The 15,686-nt window shown below is 36.4% G+C and carries 22 protein-coding genes and 15 tRNA genes; 5 read left to right on the top strand and 32 right to left on the bottom strand.

What is annotated here, in order from left to right; all coding sequences use genetic code 11:
* Positions 1 to 140 precede the first annotated feature (140 nt).
* A complete protein-coding gene (locus tag SB775_RS26025) occupies positions 141 to 755 on the bottom strand; it encodes a hypothetical protein (protein ID WP_410864013.1) in 615 nt (204 codons plus the stop codon).
* Positions 756 to 1,326: 571 nt separating this feature from the next.
* Between SB775_RS26025 and SB775_RS26030 the strand changes: the two genes are divergently transcribed.
* Positions 1,327 to 2,193 carry a hypothetical protein gene (locus tag SB775_RS26030; RefSeq protein ID WP_410864015.1) on the top strand — a complete coding sequence of 289 codons (867 nt, stop codon included), beginning with the start codon at positions 1,327 to 1,329 and terminating at the stop codon, positions 2,191 to 2,193.
* Positions 2,194 to 2,314: 121 nt separating this feature from the next.
* A complete protein-coding gene (locus SB775_RS26035; RefSeq protein ID WP_410864016.1) occupies positions 2,315 to 2,965 on the top strand; it encodes a hypothetical protein in 651 nt (216 codons plus the stop codon).
* A gap of 124 nt (positions 2,966 to 3,089) precedes the next feature.
* Here the strand turns inward: SB775_RS26035 and SB775_RS26040 are convergent, their stop codons facing one another.
* The 16 genes from SB775_RS26040 to SB775_RS26115 form a co-directional block, all read right to left on the bottom strand.
* Positions 3,090 to 3,470: an ArpU family phage packaging/lysis transcriptional regulator gene (locus SB775_RS26040; protein ID WP_410864017.1), complete on the bottom strand. Its 381-nt coding sequence runs from the start codon at positions 3,468 to 3,470 to the stop codon at positions 3,090 to 3,092.
* Between the two features lie 95 nt (positions 3,471 to 3,565).
* Entirely contained in the window at positions 3,566 to 3,988 is a 423-nt protein-coding gene (locus SB775_RS26045) for a hypothetical protein (protein WP_410864019.1), read from the bottom strand.
* A gap of 53 nt (positions 3,989 to 4,041) precedes the next feature.
* Positions 4,042 to 4,311, bottom strand: a complete 270-nt coding sequence (locus tag SB775_RS26050; RefSeq protein WP_410864020.1) for a hypothetical protein — start codon at positions 4,309 to 4,311, stop codon at positions 4,042 to 4,044.
* A gap of 55 nt (positions 4,312 to 4,366) precedes the next feature.
* Entirely contained in the window at positions 4,367 to 4,480 is a 114-nt protein-coding gene (fbpA, locus tag SB775_RS26055; RefSeq protein ID WP_410864041.1) for a Fur-regulated basic protein FbpA, read from the bottom strand.
* Positions 4,481 to 4,549: 69 nt separating this feature from the next.
* Positions 4,550 to 5,089, bottom strand: coding sequence for an ERCC4 domain-containing protein (locus SB775_RS26060; protein ID WP_410864021.1), 540 nt, complete (start codon positions 5,087 to 5,089; stop codon positions 4,550 to 4,552).
* Positions 5,090 to 5,521, bottom strand: a complete 432-nt coding sequence (locus SB775_RS26065; protein ID WP_410864022.1) for a hypothetical protein — start codon at positions 5,519 to 5,521, stop codon at positions 5,090 to 5,092.
* Between the two features lie 270 nt (positions 5,522 to 5,791).
* Complete coding sequence (locus SB775_RS26070; protein ID WP_410864024.1) at positions 5,792 to 8,221, bottom strand: phage/plasmid primase, P4 family; 2,430 nt, start codon at positions 8,219 to 8,221, stop codon at positions 5,792 to 5,794.
* Between the two features lie 70 nt (positions 8,222 to 8,291).
* Positions 8,292 to 8,771, bottom strand: a complete 480-nt coding sequence (locus SB775_RS26075) for a DUF669 domain-containing protein (protein ID WP_410864025.1) — start codon at positions 8,769 to 8,771, stop codon at positions 8,292 to 8,294.
* A gap of 32 nt (positions 8,772 to 8,803) precedes the next feature.
* Complete coding sequence (locus SB775_RS26080; protein ID WP_410864027.1) at positions 8,804 to 9,463, bottom strand: AAA family ATPase; 660 nt, start codon at positions 9,461 to 9,463, stop codon at positions 8,804 to 8,806.
* 15 nt (positions 9,464 to 9,478) lie between these two features.
* The gene (locus tag SB775_RS26085; protein ID WP_410864029.1) at positions 9,479 to 10,027 is read right to left on the bottom strand and encodes a host-nuclease inhibitor Gam family protein; all 549 of its coding nucleotides are present in this window, start codon (positions 10,025 to 10,027) and stop codon (positions 9,479 to 9,481) included.
* On the bottom strand, positions 10,024 to 10,197 hold the full coding sequence (locus tag SB775_RS26090) for a hypothetical protein (protein WP_185150899.1): 174 nt from the start codon (positions 10,195 to 10,197) through the stop codon (positions 10,024 to 10,026). Before SB775_RS26090 ends, SB775_RS26085 begins: the two co-directional genes overlap by 4 nt.
* 96 nt (positions 10,198 to 10,293) lie before the next feature.
* Positions 10,294 to 10,509: a YqaI family protein gene (locus tag SB775_RS26095; protein ID WP_410864031.1), complete on the bottom strand. Its 216-nt coding sequence runs from the start codon at positions 10,507 to 10,509 to the stop codon at positions 10,294 to 10,296.
* Positions 10,490 to 10,729: a hypothetical protein gene (locus SB775_RS26100; protein WP_410864032.1), complete on the bottom strand. Its 240-nt coding sequence runs from the start codon at positions 10,727 to 10,729 to the stop codon at positions 10,490 to 10,492. Before SB775_RS26100 ends, SB775_RS26095 begins: the two co-directional genes overlap by 20 nt.
* Positions 10,730 to 10,745: 16 nt before the next feature.
* Positions 10,746 to 11,045 carry a hypothetical protein gene (locus SB775_RS26105; protein WP_410864034.1) on the bottom strand — a complete coding sequence of 100 codons (300 nt, stop codon included), beginning with the start codon at positions 11,043 to 11,045 and terminating at the stop codon, positions 10,746 to 10,748.
* A gap of 143 nt (positions 11,046 to 11,188) precedes the next feature.
* Positions 11,189 to 11,509, bottom strand: a complete 321-nt coding sequence (locus SB775_RS26110; protein WP_410864035.1) for a DUF771 domain-containing protein — start codon at positions 11,507 to 11,509, stop codon at positions 11,189 to 11,191.
* Between the two features lie 14 nt (positions 11,510 to 11,523).
* The gene (locus SB775_RS26115; protein WP_410864037.1) at positions 11,524 to 11,706 is read right to left on the bottom strand and encodes a helix-turn-helix domain-containing protein; all 183 of its coding nucleotides are present in this window, start codon (positions 11,704 to 11,706) and stop codon (positions 11,524 to 11,526) included.
* A 407-nt stretch (positions 11,707 to 12,113) separates the two neighbouring features.
* On the opposite strand from SB775_RS26115, the gene SB775_RS26120 reads away from it, so the two are divergent.
* The 3 genes from SB775_RS26120 to SB775_RS26130 are packed head-to-tail and all read left to right on the top strand — an operon-like array spanning position 12,114 to position 14,137.
* Positions 12,114 to 12,536: a helix-turn-helix domain-containing protein gene (locus SB775_RS26120; protein ID WP_410864038.1), complete on the top strand. Its 423-nt coding sequence runs from the start codon at positions 12,114 to 12,116 to the stop codon at positions 12,534 to 12,536.
* 22 nt (positions 12,537 to 12,558) lie between these two features.
* A complete protein-coding gene (locus tag SB775_RS26125; protein WP_410864039.1) occupies positions 12,559 to 12,978 on the top strand; it encodes an ImmA/IrrE family metallo-endopeptidase in 420 nt (139 codons plus the stop codon).
* Between the two features lie 49 nt (positions 12,979 to 13,027).
* Positions 13,028 to 14,137 (top strand): tyrosine-type recombinase/integrase, encoded by a 1,110-nt coding sequence (locus tag SB775_RS26130; protein WP_410864040.1) that lies wholly within the window; start codon positions 13,028 to 13,030, stop codon positions 14,135 to 14,137.
* A gap of 138 nt (positions 14,138 to 14,275) precedes the next feature.
* Here the strand turns inward: SB775_RS26130 and SB775_RS26135 are convergent.
* The 15 genes from SB775_RS26135 to SB775_RS26205 form a co-directional block, all read right to left on the bottom strand.
* A tRNA-Leu gene (locus tag SB775_RS26135) sits at positions 14,276 to 14,356 on the bottom strand.
* A gap of 8 nt (positions 14,357 to 14,364) precedes the next feature.
* Positions 14,365 to 14,438, bottom strand: a tRNA-Cys gene (locus SB775_RS26140).
* A gap of 8 nt (positions 14,439 to 14,446) precedes the next feature.
* Positions 14,447 to 14,521: transfer RNA gene (locus SB775_RS26145), tRNA-Gly, on the bottom strand.
* A 3-nt stretch (positions 14,522 to 14,524) separates the two neighbouring features.
* Positions 14,525 to 14,599: transfer RNA gene (locus SB775_RS26150), tRNA-Gln, on the bottom strand.
* Between the two features lie 38 nt (positions 14,600 to 14,637).
* Positions 14,638 to 14,713 (bottom strand) — tRNA-His (locus SB775_RS26155).
* Positions 14,714 to 14,730: 17 nt separating this feature from the next.
* Positions 14,731 to 14,804, bottom strand: a tRNA-Trp gene (locus SB775_RS26160).
* A 6-nt stretch (positions 14,805 to 14,810) separates the two neighbouring features.
* Positions 14,811 to 14,894 (bottom strand) — tRNA-Tyr (locus SB775_RS26165).
* Between the two features lie 16 nt (positions 14,895 to 14,910).
* Positions 14,911 to 14,986 (bottom strand) — tRNA-Thr (locus tag SB775_RS26170).
* Positions 14,987 to 14,993: 7 nt separating this feature from the next.
* Positions 14,994 to 15,069: transfer RNA gene (locus SB775_RS26175), tRNA-Phe, on the bottom strand.
* A gap of 12 nt (positions 15,070 to 15,081) precedes the next feature.
* Positions 15,082 to 15,157 (bottom strand) — tRNA-Asp (locus SB775_RS26180).
* Positions 15,158 to 15,162: 5 nt separating this feature from the next.
* Positions 15,163 to 15,236, bottom strand: a tRNA-Met gene (locus tag SB775_RS26185).
* Positions 15,237 to 15,338: 102 nt separating this feature from the next.
* Positions 15,339 to 15,414 (bottom strand) — tRNA-Val (locus tag SB775_RS26190).
* 15 nt (positions 15,415 to 15,429) lie between these two features.
* Positions 15,430 to 15,504, bottom strand: a tRNA-Glu gene (locus SB775_RS26195).
* Between the two features lie 10 nt (positions 15,505 to 15,514).
* Positions 15,515 to 15,606: transfer RNA gene (locus SB775_RS26200), tRNA-Ser, on the bottom strand.
* Between the two features lie 5 nt (positions 15,607 to 15,611).
* Positions 15,612 to 15,686: transfer RNA gene (locus SB775_RS26205), tRNA-Asn, on the bottom strand.

Raw genomic sequence — 15,686 nt, forward strand, 5'->3', positions numbered from 1 at the left:
CCCCGGTACAATACCGGGACCATTTATTAGCTGCTTAGGCACTTTTTTATACTGTCCGTAAAATGGGGCACAGTTCAGAAATGAGTGCCCTTCATACTTTTTATTTAGCTTCCAACTACTCCTGGATCTAACATATTAGATTACCTTCTTTTATTACTTAATTCCTCATCAACGATTTCTAAATACTCATTGATACTATTTACATTTTTTTGCCGTTCGTTCAATTCAAAATAAAAGTTAGGTTCATATTGCTCATTAATTTTTTTGTTCAAATTATCAATATCTAACTGAATATCGTGTGCTGCTTTTTCAAGAAGTTTTAATCTATTCACATCATCACTTACAGAACCTGGTATAAAAACATCATTATCATCGGCATACCCTTGAAATATTCTTTCATTTGATGATTTATCAATTAAAGTAATTCGTTCGTATTCATACTGACGTATTGAACAATGAAATTCTCCCTCTGCAAAAGTGAAATCTACTTTAAAACTACCTGACTTCGCTGTATAGCCTGTTCTATCATCGGAATTATTAGCAAATACTTCAAAACCTTTATTAGTGAAGTATTTTATGAAATCATTAAATCCTTTATCTTTTACTTGATTATGAATTCTAGAGCAACTAGGTGATTCCGTTAGCTCAATATAAGTGTCTTTATAAGATTGAAACAAAGTTCTCACCAAATTTTCAGCACTTGCAATACTCGTTTTCCTGTTCTCTCGTTGAGAAACTTCATCAAAAAATCCCAAAATATCATCCTCCTAGTCAATTCTATCTACTTATTCGACGTAGGTTGACTTTTCCCCTTCTAATCACCCCATTATGCTAATTGCTTATTAAAATAATTTTGGAGGGCTCTTACCCCCTTGCCCCGCCAGTAGCCACCGCAAACAAAGTGCATCAGCATAAATTTCATGCCTGTTTGACTACTCGAGTAATGCACCCTTGATATGGGATATGTGCGTCTCCCAGGAATTACTTCCTGAGATAATGTTATAAAAATGACAAAGAAAAAAAGGCCCCAAAATTGGTAGCCTTTTTCTCCATGTTTTGTTCAGTAATTGTCCCGATTCGTCTCTCGTTAATTAACTATAATAAGGGGTAAATAAGACGATTACACCAAGAATATAATTCCTATTTTATAAAATACTTTCCTAGAATTTCTATTTTATTTATTTATACAAGAAAACTTGATAATTGGAGAATAGTGGAGCAATTACTATATTTTTTAAAGTTTTTGGTGTTTTTTGTTAACTTTACTAAAAAATCACAAAATGTTATATTACTATTCGAGAAAAAATAAGAAAGAGGTTACTAAACATGAAGAATATTATTAAAGGAATATTTGGGCTTTCATTTTTGATGCTTTTAATTATGAATGTTCATACCGCTGAAGCATCGTCAAATAAGGATGCTACTCTAAAAAAAGAGGGTTACACAGAAGAAGACATTAATAGAATGAATGAAATTACAAAGAATCAATTGATTGAAAATCATGGAACAAAAGCAAAGTATGAAGTAACTGTAACAGAATATTACAATAGTTTAGATGGTAAAAAATATAAAGTAACAGACCAAAACAGGGAAAAAATTAATGAAATAAGGAAACAAGATGCCGCTAAATACGCTGCTGAAAAAGGAATTTCCATAATGGAAATCGACCCACCAGTTGAAGGAATCTCAACACTGGCAGGTACTGATACTCATGAAGATGATAAGCTTCTATTCTCAGCCTTTGTAGAAAAATCTCGGACTGTAGGTTCTGAATATGAATATGCCGCATTCCTTGATTTTACGTGGAAAAAAACGGCTTCAATGGCATTTTATGATGAAATCGCATTAGCATGGGATAATCGTTTTATTGGTTTAGCTAAATCTTTAAGTGGCTATTATGTTTCCCCATCAGGAAATCAAGGAAGTAAATTATCAAAGGATCAAGAATTATACGGGATAACTGCACGTTTTCCTTTAATTAAGGCAGTTAGCGGAGTTATGGGTGGAATCTCCCAAGATATTAGAGTTGGCACTAATTATAAAGGTAAAACTGGGAAGTTTCAGGCGAAATATGTGCATACCTTAATACCATTTCCAGGCAGCGTAAGTCTTGGACCTGCATCAGTAGACATACCAGCGGGTTGGTCAAATCAAGAGTTCACGTTAGATTTTAATTTGACAATAGGAAGCTAATAAATAATTTGACCCTTTTCATGAACCATAATAGATTATAAGATTAAAATAAAGAGTAACTAATTAGTTACTCTTTATTTTAATCTTTAAAAAGTATTCCAATATAAGAAAGGATGTAAAAATGAATTACGCAATTTTTTTATTCGTATATTTCCTGTTAACAACAGTAATTTATTTCATAGTTAGAAAAAAAGACTTTATGTTTTGGGTAAAGGTCACTTTGTTATACTTGTTAGTATTCATTTCGTATAATGATGGCTATATCCATATTCCTATAGGGATTTTAATTGGTTATTTTATCGTTCTAAAGTGGGGTAAAAATCATCGTTCAACTATGAAATTAACACTTTTTTTTGCTTTATCAGCATATTTATTTGCATGTTATGTAACACCTCCTATTAAAATTGAAAATTATACAAACACTAAAGCTATTCATGAAGAAATTTATAAGTTTAAGGATATCGAATCTGTAAAAACTTTTTCTGTAGAAGAGCCTATTCAGAAAAAATTGAGCAAAAATACTAACAAGGATCTCGATATTGAACACGTTATGTTCCTAACATACATATTAAACGACAATAATATTAAAATTTTGAATGAGCACTGGTTAATATACACTGCCTCTCATGAATTGGGAATAATTAAATCAAACAAGTCAAAAGAAGGAGTTTTAATTTATAATTATAATGGAATAGATTATTTGGGTAAGTTTACACGTGATAATGGTAATATTCACTTGAAATACGTAATAAAAGGTAAACTAAACAAATAAGAGCACCGTATTGTATCGTTACTTATGAAGCATGAACACCCTGTGATTGTTGTATGCATCTATATTTATTTGAACCTTATTTTCACTCTCACAATTTTGTCTACCAGATTCAAGAAGAAAAAGGTCAAATTATATTCAAACAATGAGCAATCATGAAGATTGCTTGCTTCTTTTTTTCATAATAGGTCGTCTTCTGTAAACACAAATCCAAGTAAATATTAATGTCATTCTGTTTTTCAATGGTCAGGTACTTCATTTCGATAATCTGTCGTTCTATGTTATCAAGGTTATTCAATGCTCTTTGCATATGCAAGACCTTCATTCCCTTTTCCTGATCGTTATCATTAAGTTTCGGAAACAAATCTATTGTAATCCCTTTTTCATTAAGTTCCTGTTTATTTAATTGTTGAATCTTTAAAGCCCTAAATAATTTGAGTTCTTTCACAACGATAGAGCGAATCTTCTTTTCATCGACGTCTGGAAAGAAAGATAATTGGCTACTCATTCATTCTCCCCCTATGGTATAATATTTCAACTAAAAACGTAAACCTTAGCCGGGAGAAATCCTGGTCTTTTTTTATGCCTGAACTTATTAATTAATTAATTCTCATCCATTTTCATTTGGTTTGGACTTACACTTGCTGAACCATCTTTATCGATCGTGTACTCTACTCCATCGTGTGGTTCTTCATAAAACTCCTCAATGCTCATTTGCGAAGGCTGAAGAGTAATGGAAACATTAGCACCAGCATGTGGATATAGTTTATTGACCTTCCCGTCCACATCGCGCTTGATATGGAACTTAAGGACAGTTTTCTTATTATCACGTTGGATGGATATGAATTCAGCTCCAATTTCCCCAGCTTCGCTTTCTTCCATATTTAGCATCGTAATAGATCCTGGCATTTTTAAAAGTTCACTAGGATGCGGTAACTCGTCCCCTTGAACATGGAACATAAGAACTTCCTTTTTATCATCCTTTTGGATTTTCTTGAATAATACGTTCAATTTAGCTTTTGTCATATTATTGGCTTCCTTTATATTCAGATTGGATTTAAAGTTTTGTTATCCTTTATTTACAGGGCGTTTCTAGCCTTAGAAAGCCTTTCAGCTGCTCTTTCCCTCTGTTCATCTGTATAGACCCGTTCCTTTTTCATGCTGACCTGTTTCTCTGTCAAAGTTCCCCTAACAGCTATCGGTCTATCACCCTCGTATTCTAGGTGGAATAACTCCGTTAAATTAGAGAGTTTTCGAATGTGTTTTGAAACAGTAGAGTAAACGGTCCACTTGCCTGTACTATTGTCAAAAACCAATGAAGTTTCTTGTTCTTCTCGGGAATAACCCATACATACAAACCTCCCTTTTTTTCTTTGGCGACGGATAATAACCGGTTGAATTTTATTAGTCATGTTTTCCCCTCGCTTTTTCAGCTTTGTAGATATCCTCCAATTCGCTCAAAGTTAATTCATACAGCTGCAGACCTTCCGGTGTTTTGAAATATCCCATATTCAGCAGTTCATTTTATAAAAATCTTTTTCAAGTTCTACTCTTTGACGTAAGACCATAGATCAATCCTTTCATAGGTTATATAAATCCTTTTTTCAATAACTCACGAGTCATGTAGTAAAAATGATGGTAAATGTAGTTACCCGTTGCCCCAGGAGCCAGGAAAACAGTTGAGAAGTTATATCTGACCTCAAATGTCTTCAAGCTTCCCAGCAGCGCTTTAGGTTCGTATTTACTCCGGTACAACCCGTTTAATATTTTTTGATAGCCTTCCAGGTCTTCCACAATCATGACGAATGGATTCTTAGAAGCCCTGATTAATTCATTTTCGAACCGGTTCCGGTCCTTAATGGATCCCACCAGTTCATCCACTCCATTTTTTCGTTCAATACCGGCGGCCAGGTAAATGTCCCTGGTGATTCCCATTTCAAGATTTTTAGGAATCATGACTGAGTAATCGGCTGTTTTCATGGTCCTTATTTTGAAAGGAACATTTTTCTTTCTAAAATAATCAAGTACATGCTGATTTTTTTGCTCCCTGGTGTCCACAATGATTTCAAGTGTGCCTAGGATCTGTTCTAATTCCTTGTCGGAATATCTATAATGTATGGCCGACATTTACTGCCTCCTAAAGTACGACATTGCACGATCAAAAATTTCTTTGGACAGATTATCCGTCACATCATTTTCAAAATTACATATTGGCTCAGTGACCTTATCCCATCCGTTATTATTCAAATCAATTAGCAATTGCATTACAGCTGCCGTTCCTGCAGCATCATTATTTAACCAATCATTTATTTTTTCGTTCATATCCTGGTCGATACCACAATAGAATTTAATAATCTTGTCCATCGTTTGCTTAACTGCATGATCTTGGTCTGAATAATTACCTTTTAGGAAAGCAACAATTCTAGCTTTATAAGCTTTTGCCAACTCCTCTAGTTCCGGATAGATATTTTCTGGGTTGTCTATGTACAATTCGTCATTATCCAGTACGAAGGTGGCTCCCATCGTTTTGAAATCATCAATTATCTGTTTTGGATGCATAAAACACCTCTTTTTATGAAAGGGTTATTTAAAGGGTTACTTTTCATTTCACTTTGTAACCCATCAAAAACCAGTGGTACCAAGGGTTTCAACGTTTTTTATCCTCTAGGGTTACTGAAGGTTACCTATTTTCGTAAAAGAGCCCTATATATATATTATTTTTTTTATTTATTTTTTCATGGGAGTGAACAGGGAAAATAAGTAACCCTAAGTAACCCAACAATAAATAACAAAAACTAGTATTCTATTAAACCCTTATATACCAACGGTTCAGAGCTTCTTTCTATTTATAGGAGTGACCTTATTTGGGTTACCTTTCTGCGTCTGATTAGTAACCCTATTAGTAACCCCTTCTTCTCCATCTGATAAAAATCCAGCACCAGCGTATTGGTTTAAGGTGATTCCATGAATGAAGTTTTTGTTTTTTGCGCCTTTTTCCTTTTTAAATCCTCGAATTTCTAACTGCCTATAGAAAACACGATTTTTCAATTCCATTTCGTTATTCTGGTAACACCACCTCGAATAATTTTCGTATAAAGCTTTGGATTCGATTTTTACATTTACTTTTATGGTGCAGTTCTCTTCTATGAATGGCCCTAAAATATCCATATCATCTCGATATGATGCAGTTGCTTCCATAACTGCTTTTGGTTCTTTTAATCCATCAGCTTGCCACTTTAAGCAGCCTTCCACGGCCCAACGAAGAATACCGGGCATTTCCTTTGCTAACTTATCCGGAAGATCGTAATCGATTTTGTCTTTTGGTATCGTCACAGTGAAAGGAATTAGCTTTATCCTTCTCCAGATACCTTCATCGGACCCCTTGATAATTGGCTTATGATTTGTCGTAAAGAAAACTTTAAACTCAGGTGTAAACTCAAAATATTCTTGTCTAAGGAAACGGGCGGACATTTTTTCTCCTCCGGTGATTTGTTTAACCAATGATTCAGAAAGCTGCTGCCCTTCCTCACTCTCTACGGCTGATACAAACCTGGCCCCATCTAATCGGGCGACATCATTATTGATTCCACTATCATTTTTCTTTTTTAAGAAAGTGTCACTGTTAGTCTGCCGACCATAATCTCCAAGTAGATCCTGGATTGTATTTATAAATGTTGATTTACCATTCCGGCCATTACCAAAAAGGAAAAACATGATTTGTTCTTTTGTTACGCCAGTAAATGAATATCCTATGGCTTTCTGCAAAAATTCTATAAGCTCATGATCCGGATCACCTTCAGGGGTTAGAAAAATACTTTCTAAAAATCCAATCCAGTTTGGACACTTCGCATCCTTCTTATATTCGATTGGAGAAATCTTAGTAAAAAGTAAATCTCTATCATGTGGACTTAATTCCCCTGTTTTCAGGTTAATGACTCCGTTATCACAATTAAAAAGAAATTTATGAGCGTCCAGGTCTTTCTTTTTGATTGAAACCATTGGCCTTACGTCCAAAATACTGTTTATTCGAATGGCTCTCTTTTCACACTTCTTCGCCCAATCATTAAGCTGTTTCGCACGATATCGATCCTCTTCCGTTTTTGACTCCTGGTAGAGTCCTCTAAGCGTTTTGGCAGCAAGGGCTTCGATATTCCTCTTGCTATCCTCCTGCCACTGTTTACCATTCCATATGAGCCATTCCAGTTCATTGCAGTACCGGATGTTGTCTCCATGGTAGTAAACAATCCGTTCTGCATTCCCAAGCTCGGTTAAGTGAAAATTAGGGATCTTATCAATGATCTCTTCAGTATCTTCAATTTCATTTGATTCATCTGAAAAGTAGAATTCATATTTCTTTTCTTCAGGAGGTTCGAAATCAGAGATCGTTGAAGGAGTAGCAAGTATGGCCGTTTCAATTGTCATTTGCCCATATGTACGACCATCCCCTGAGTGTTGCCTATCCCATTTTTCACGAAGAAGGCTTGATTCCCGGAACATCGAATCCATTTTCGATGCGTCCTTATCCGTCCAGAAGGCCAAATGATTACATAAAGCCATATCTGTGGAAGAATGATCTCCGTTTATTAAAAGTCCCTGAAATAGGTCCTTTATATTCCCACCATTCTTACTGTTGAACATTCTTTCCCACAGTTCTGTATTTGAAAGGCTGCTAAAGTCTTCCCGTTCCCTCTGTTCTGCCCTTAACTTAGGAGCTGGCTTTTCTTTTTCTTTTAGGTACTTATCAAATAGAATCTTTAATTCATCCGAACGGTCCACAATTGGTACTTCGCCCAGGCTATCCCCTGTGAAGGTGAAGTAACGACCATGACGATAAACCTCTAATCCAATCCCTGGGTTTTTCCGACCGGTACCTGGTCCCTTTAATGGGAGCTTTCCTTTTGCAATGATGTGGATGCCTTCTCCACTTGGGGAATACTCTGTATAGCTCTGGACCGTTTCAATAACATCTTCAGCTAGTTCCGTCAGGGCCCCTTCATCAACACAATGGTCAATATCTATTCCAATGAATGGATCATCTTTGGAAAACATAAATCCAATTCCGTCATATCCACCTTTTTCAAAAAATTTGATTGCCGTAATGAATGTTGACCAGCTGCGCTTATTATTGGATTGAGCCATCTCCCCGTTAATTTGATATGGAACCTTTGTTTTCTTACCTTCACGTAGTTCAGAACGCCATAGGATCCAATGAGGAGTGTTTTTAAGCTCTATAGGTATATTGTGAAATTGATGTGTCATTTGATTACTCCCTTTTGAAAAGGGAGCCTATCAAGCTCCCCCCTATTCATTGAATCTATTAATATAGTTATTAAAACGGTATATCATCATCACTGATTGTTATTGACCCGCCATTTTGATTAGGTAGATTAACTTCAGACACATCAAAGTATTTTGCTTTGGCAGCCGTGCGCTTTTGTTTTACACCGTCAACTAATTTTTCATATTCTTCATGTTTTACAGTGATTTTCAGGCTCTTATTGCTAAGTTGGTTGGCCATGTCATCAGCTGAACTGAAGGTATGATTGTTAGCAAATCCACATGCCTTAATTAATGAGTTGACGATTTTAACGGAAACCTCATGTTCAAAGGTAAACGTGTTGTAAAGAACTTTTGCACCTTGATGGTTCTGCTCAACATCACTACGAATTTCGAAATCTACTGATAGTTTAGGTTTACCAGCCTGTGTTTTGCCCGGTTCAGCATTTACAATAGTGGCTTCATATTTACCTTCAGCTACTAATTCAAATCCTGTGCTTGTGTTATCTTCATCAAATTTAAAGAATGACATTATTTATTTCCCCCTGTATTTTCATTTGTGTTTTATACTAATAATTCTTCTTGAATGCAGCCTTTACGATCATCTAAATGATTCTTGGCAAAAATACTCTGGTTACCTTCGAAAATAAATCCGCGGGTCCCGTCTGCTTTTCTAATTAATCTTGCGACAACATGCACGATTCCCATTACGTGATTTACGATTTTGTCACGAATATCCGGAATGAATTGGTTATATTGTTGCCCGTCATCATGGATAATGCTGCGTGTAGTTTCCCAAGCAGTGTAGATAACATTGGCATCTAATCCATTGAAAGTCTCAATAACCTTCAGCAAGTGGTTGTCGAATAAAGCGTAATCTTTTAATTCTGGCATTCCACTTTTCGTTTTTTCTCCCTTACTCATCAACCAAAGTTTTTGATAATGGGTAAGATTGTCCACAAAAATATTATCGTAATTAGCGATATTCGCTTTTGCATGCGCATAAAAGTCTAAAATGCTTTTATGAGGATCGTTCGAGTCGATCTTGGCGACATCCACATTTGAATAACCTTGTAATACCTGGCTTGTCCCATCAATATCGAGCACTAACGTTTTACCTGGTAGCTTCCCAGAAACTGTCGTTTTACCATCTCCCGGTTTTGAATAAATGATGATTTTTGCTTTTTTGCTTTTTGTAATTTCAGCACCGTTTGTAATTTCCAATCATTTTCTCCCCCCTTAAACTTCCACACTATAAGAAATGGATTCAGGCTTCACGATCACTCCAGGTACAATCTGACCGTTTTCATCCACAACTACCTTTTCACCACTGATTTCCACAATCTTTAAAGACTTTTTCAAGTCGGCCCATTTAACACTATTCTTAATGAATTCATCCATTTCGTTTTCAATAACGTATTGAAGAATTACATCTTCATTTGCCTTATCAGGTGTCTCCTTAGACTTACGGGTTCTCGATTTGCCATAAGGTGTGCTGATGGTTTTAGCCTTAGGATCCTCAGCCAATTGCTTAGCATGATACAAGGTGATAAGTGATTCGAAAAAACTGGTACTATTGTTTATCGATGAAAGTTCACCCTTCTCCCATTCGGCTATACGAACACGCTCCACGTTTGCCAGTTGCTTAATTTCCTTCTCCTTTGACTTAAGAGCAGTAAGTTTACGGAATGCCCAATTTAGGCTGTGAATGTCCGTAATCTCAAAATTAGTTTCCTGTGATTGGATTTCCTCAACTTCCATAAGCTCAATTTGTTGTAATGAATTCATTGGTCTTCCTCCTTCAATTTGTTATCAAGCGATTCATATATTTCTATTAAGTCATCATAGAAATGACTTCCCCCGAATGCAGGTTCATGTTTCTCAATCAGGTTATAAAGGTTCTCTAGTTTAGGATTAGCAGGACTAAAAACAGTATTTTTCTTCGTTTCGAAATACATTTATTTGTCCTCCATTTGCATTTTTGTTTAAAAATGTATAAATTATTATTAAGCGCTGTACTATTTTCAGGACTCCTGTCTGCAAACAGGGGTCTTTTATTCTGCCGTTTTAAATGAAAAGCCATATACTTCACTAAGATAGTTCTCCAGATTTTCTTTCAACACAATTCCCCCTGTGGACGGATCGATTACGATAGAATCACCTATTAAGATTTCATGACCACAAAAATCAATGCCTGCATGTTCTGGTTTTGCTACGAAGTTTGAATAACCCGTTTTATGTTCAAGATATTCAATTTGTTTTTTGGGCACTTAATCCACCTCCAATGTACTCATATTTCACACATACAACAGGTAGTTTAATTTCTGTGATAAGCTCGTCCTTTCGATTAAACAATTTGAACACTCCATCATGCTCGATAATGTCAGCCACAGCATGTCCGCCGAATTCTTTGCCGACTTCGAATTTATAAATAATTGGCTTAGTTGCTTCAGCAACTACCTCAAATGATTTGATTATTTTTTCGGCCATATTGTTCAGCTCCTTTTCATAATTCAGCCACAATCTTTTCTACAGAATGAACTTCCACAACAGAAAAGGTTTCACCTAAGAATAATGCTTGAACGTCTTCCTTTTCCTTTTCCGCCGTTTCACGACTAAGATAGCTATCCTCGTAACCGTAATCACTTTGAACACATGAATGAAATTTCGATCCTTTAGTTTTCCACGAATGACAAATGGCAATATATTCACCCCTTTTATTTTGACTTCTCACATAAGCCCGATAAATTTCCATGTAACGGTCTAACCTAGTCATTCCTAACCATTCCCAGGATTTAATTTTCAACTTTTCCACTTCCTTATTTGGCATTCAACAGTTTAAGTGTTTCTTGTTTAAGGCCACCCTTGTTAATACTTGTTGGCATTCCATCCGATAAGTTAATTCTTTTCATTGAGCATCCTCCGATTCAATATGTGATCGTGTTACCTTTATTTAGAGAAAATTTGACGAAAATACTTATCTAAAAACGCAGCCATTTTGTTTGCCTGGAAAACCCAAGTTTGTCCTTTGGATTTAGGATAAAAAACAAACCCTCCATTTTCTGAATCCAATATCTTTCTAAATCTACTTGGAAAAAGAATATTTTCTTTAATCCAATCAAATTTTTTATTAGTTTGTCGTTCCAGATCTTTCATGTTCCAGTAAACTCCACTCAGTTGCTGCTCCTTTAATTTTTGTAACTCCACTTTAGAAATGAGGACTTGATCAGCTGGTATTGGAATTTGTAAACTAACATTTAATTGTTGCATCTACTCCTCCCCCTTTAAATACATAAAATCTTCTGAATATGTTTAATATGTTCCTGCGCCTTTGGGCCATCTTTCCGACCATTAATAATGTCAGATAAGTAAGCATTTGAGATACCTAAAATTTCTGCTAACTCTTTCTGTCTCATTTTTTTCTTATACAGTTCTGAACGAACTCGGATACTTAAATCTTCTGGCATGTAACTCACTCCTTTCATACATGGGTTTTTATACACTTAGAGGCATTTATACTGACTAAAAAGTTAGCTGAATCCAAATTCGAATAAAGGATAAATCTGGCATTTAATTCACCTCTCTTTCTATACAATTAGATTAAAAGCTAATTTATCAGCTAAAAACGTTGACCAAAAATGACTTTTTTGCTATTATGAACCCATAGCTAAATAAGACATAATAAGCCTGTTAATATGCATTTTGTCCGTTCCCCAACGAAAAATGTATTTACAGAGGTCATATTTTTTATTGTCTTTTTTCGCTGATAAAATAGCTTATGAACAAAGTATAATGACTAAAAAGTCAGTTGTCAATAAAGTAATGACTAAAAAGTTATTGTATCCTTTCATTGGCTTTCGAAAGGTTGATATAAATGAGTTTGGTCAAGAAAATTAAAACACTTTGTGATGAGAAAAAAGTAACTTTTGCCGAAGTGGAAAGAAAAATAGGTATATCAAATGGACAAATTAGACGATGGGATAACGTATCGCCGAAAAGTGAAACTTTAAATAAAGTAGCAGATTATTTTGATGTATCTACCGACTACCTTCTTGATCGTACTGATAAGAAAAGATTTGATGATTTAACTGAAAACGAGGAAAAAGATATTCAAAAGGAACTACAAGAATTAATAAATGGTTTAAATAACAAAGGAGCTTATGCTGGATTTGATGGGCAAACATTAGATGAATTAGATGATGAAGACAGAGAATTATTAATAGCATCTCTAGAGAATTCTTTAAGGCTTGCTAAACGAATTATTAAACAAAAATCTGCATCTAGAAAAGACAGGTAATAATTTACGTAAGGAGTTTTCGATGAAAATAAAAGCAAAAGTTAAAAGATTAATTCTCGAATTCGGTGAGAATGATCCCTTTAAGCTAGCTAAAGCTTTAGGTGTGCATGTTGAATTTGAAAACTTAGGAAAGATTTATGGGTACTACATTAATCTTAATGAAGTACCCATAATTAAAATTAATGAAAACATATCTCATGCTAAACAATTTTTCACCTGTTGTCATGAACTCTCACATTATGTATTGCACCCCAATGTTAATACTCCTTTTTTAACTAACTATACCCTTTTTTGCACGGATACTATTGAAAGAGAAGCTCACTCCTTCGCATTAGAATTACTTTACTCTAATAAAAAAATATTATCAGAAGATGATTTATTAAATTTTGGAATTCCTGAACAAATTGCCTATTCAAGGCAATTTATCAGTTCAATTAACTGACTATTTTGTAATAAAAAGTGAATAAATTATCGAAAGGATTTGATTAAACGTGGCAAGCTTCACAAAGCGAGGGAGTACATGGCAGTATACGGTTAGTAGAATGGTTAACGGTAAACCCAAGCCTATTCGCAAGAGTGGATTTCGGACAAAAAAGGAAGCACAAGTTGCAGCTGCTGAAGTTGAGGCAAAATTAAATAGAGGTATTTTGCCACACTTAACACCTGTACCAATTGATCAGTATTTCGAGAAATGGGTGAAATTATATAAATCTAATTTGAGCACCACGACACAGGTACACTATAAATACACCTTAAAAACAATAATAGATCATTTTGGTAGCACACCACTACAAGACATAAATCGTCATTCATATCAATTGTTTTTAAATGAATACGGAGCTACTAGAGCAAGGGAGACTGTAGAGAAGTTAAACTCACATATCAAAGCGTGTGTCCGGGATGCATTTGAAGAAGGAATCATCCAAATGGACTTTACTAGAAAAGCTAACCTTACATGGACTACTCCATCAAAAAAATCAAATGAGAAACACTTGAGCTATAAAGAGAGTCAAGTTTTAATAAATGAATTATACAAAAGATTGGATAATGGATTAGGTTATTATTTATTACTACTTGGACTAACATCAGGAATGCGTTTTGGGGAAATGGTTGGATTAACAAGAAAAGATTTTGATTTTGATAACAATTTAATTAATATTAATAAGACTTGGGGCTATATGAAGCGAACTTTTGAAGGTTTTGGACCAACAAAAAATGAACAGTCTAATCGTATAATTAGAATGGATAAGCCTACAATGAGAATATTTGAAAAGCTGTTCCTGCTCATGCCAACTAACTTACATCAATTAGTTTTTTTCAGTCCAACGTCCAAATATAAAGTAATTAGTAACTCAAATGCTAATAAGCTACTTAATAAAGTTTTAACAGATTTAAACATAGAGCCAATAACTGTGCATGGATTAAGACATACTCACGCCAGCGTTCTATTGTATAAAAAAGTATCTATTTACTATGTAAGTGAACGCCTAGGACATAAAGATATCGAGACCACATTAAAAGATTATACTCATGTCATAAAGGAATTACGTGAAGAAGATGAAAGAGAAACAATTCATACTTTTGAAGAGATGGTTGTGTAAAAAATGTGTAAAACGAATATAAAACATATCCTTTTCTATCGAATTCTAGATAAAATAAAAAATACCCCTGAATGTTGATATATCAACGTTTCAAGGGCACTTTTTAATTACTTGTCGTGTTCTGAAAACACTTAATGATACCGGTGGCCGGGGTCGAACCGGCACTCCAGAGGAACACGATTTTGAGTCGTGCGCGTCTGCCAATTCCGCCACACCGGCATGTATGTTGGAGGCGGCAACCGGAATCGAACCGGTGGTAAAGGTTTTGCAGACCTCTGCCTTACCGCTTGGCTATGCCGCCAACGTTTTTGGAGCGAAAGACGGGATTCGAACCCGCGACCCCAACCTTGGCAAGGTTGTATTCTACCACTGAACTACTTTCGCATATGGCTGGGCTAGAAGGGATCGAACCTTCGCATGACGGAATCAAAATCCGTTGCCTTACCGCTTGGCTATAGCCCATTAACGTTGTATTCATTATACCATGATTTGTTAAAAAATGGGGCGACTGATGGGAATCGAACCCACGAATGCCTGAACCACAATCAGGTGCGTTAACCACTTCGCCACAACCGCCATTATAAGATTTAAATTGGCAGGGGTAGTAGGACTCGAACCCACACTGGAGGTTTTGGAGACCTCTGTTCTACCTTTAAACTATACCCCTGTAAGATGGTGGAGGGGGGCAGATTCGAACTGCCGAACCCTAAGGAGCGGATTTACAGTCCGCCGCGTTTAGCCACTTCGCTACCCCTCCGCATATGGATGAAACATGGTGCCGGCAAGAGGACTTGAACCCCCAACCTACTGATTACAAGTCAGTTGCTCTACCAGTTGAGCTACACCGGCACTACTATGGTGGCTCAGGACGGAATCGAACCGCCGACACAAGGATTTTCAGTCCTTTGCTCTACCGACTGAGCTACTGAGCCAAGCAATAAAAATGGCGGTCCCGACGGGAATCGAACCCGCGATCTCCTGCGTGACAGGCAGGCATGTTAACCGCTACACCACGGGACCATAGATTGCGGGGACAGGATTTGAACCTGCGACCTTCGGGTTATGAGCCCGACGAGCTACCGGACTGCTCCACCCCGCGACGTTAATAATGTTGCTATTATGCATCAGGTTTTCGTGTTGAGTGTTTCAATGGGATGAATAATCAATCCATTATGTAGAAACAACCTGATTTTATTGAAAATGGTGGAGGATGACGGGATCGAACCGCCGACCCTCTGCTTGTAAGGCAGATGCTCTCCCAGCTGAGCTAATCCTCCAATATGTTGTCTAAATGGTGACCCGTACGGGATTCGAACCCGTGTTACCGCCGTGAAAGGGCGGTGTCTTAACCGCTTGACCAACGGGCCAGTTGTAAAATGGCGGAGAGCAAGGGATTTGAACCCTTGAGACAGGGTTACCCGTCTACACGATTTCCAATCGTGCTCCTTCGGCCACTCGGACAGCTCTCCAATAATGGCTCCGCAGGTAGGACTCGAACCTACGACCGTTCGGTTAACAGCCGAATGCTCTACCACTGAGCTACTGCGGA

The organism is Peribacillus sp. SIMBA_075 (assembly GCF_046534585.1).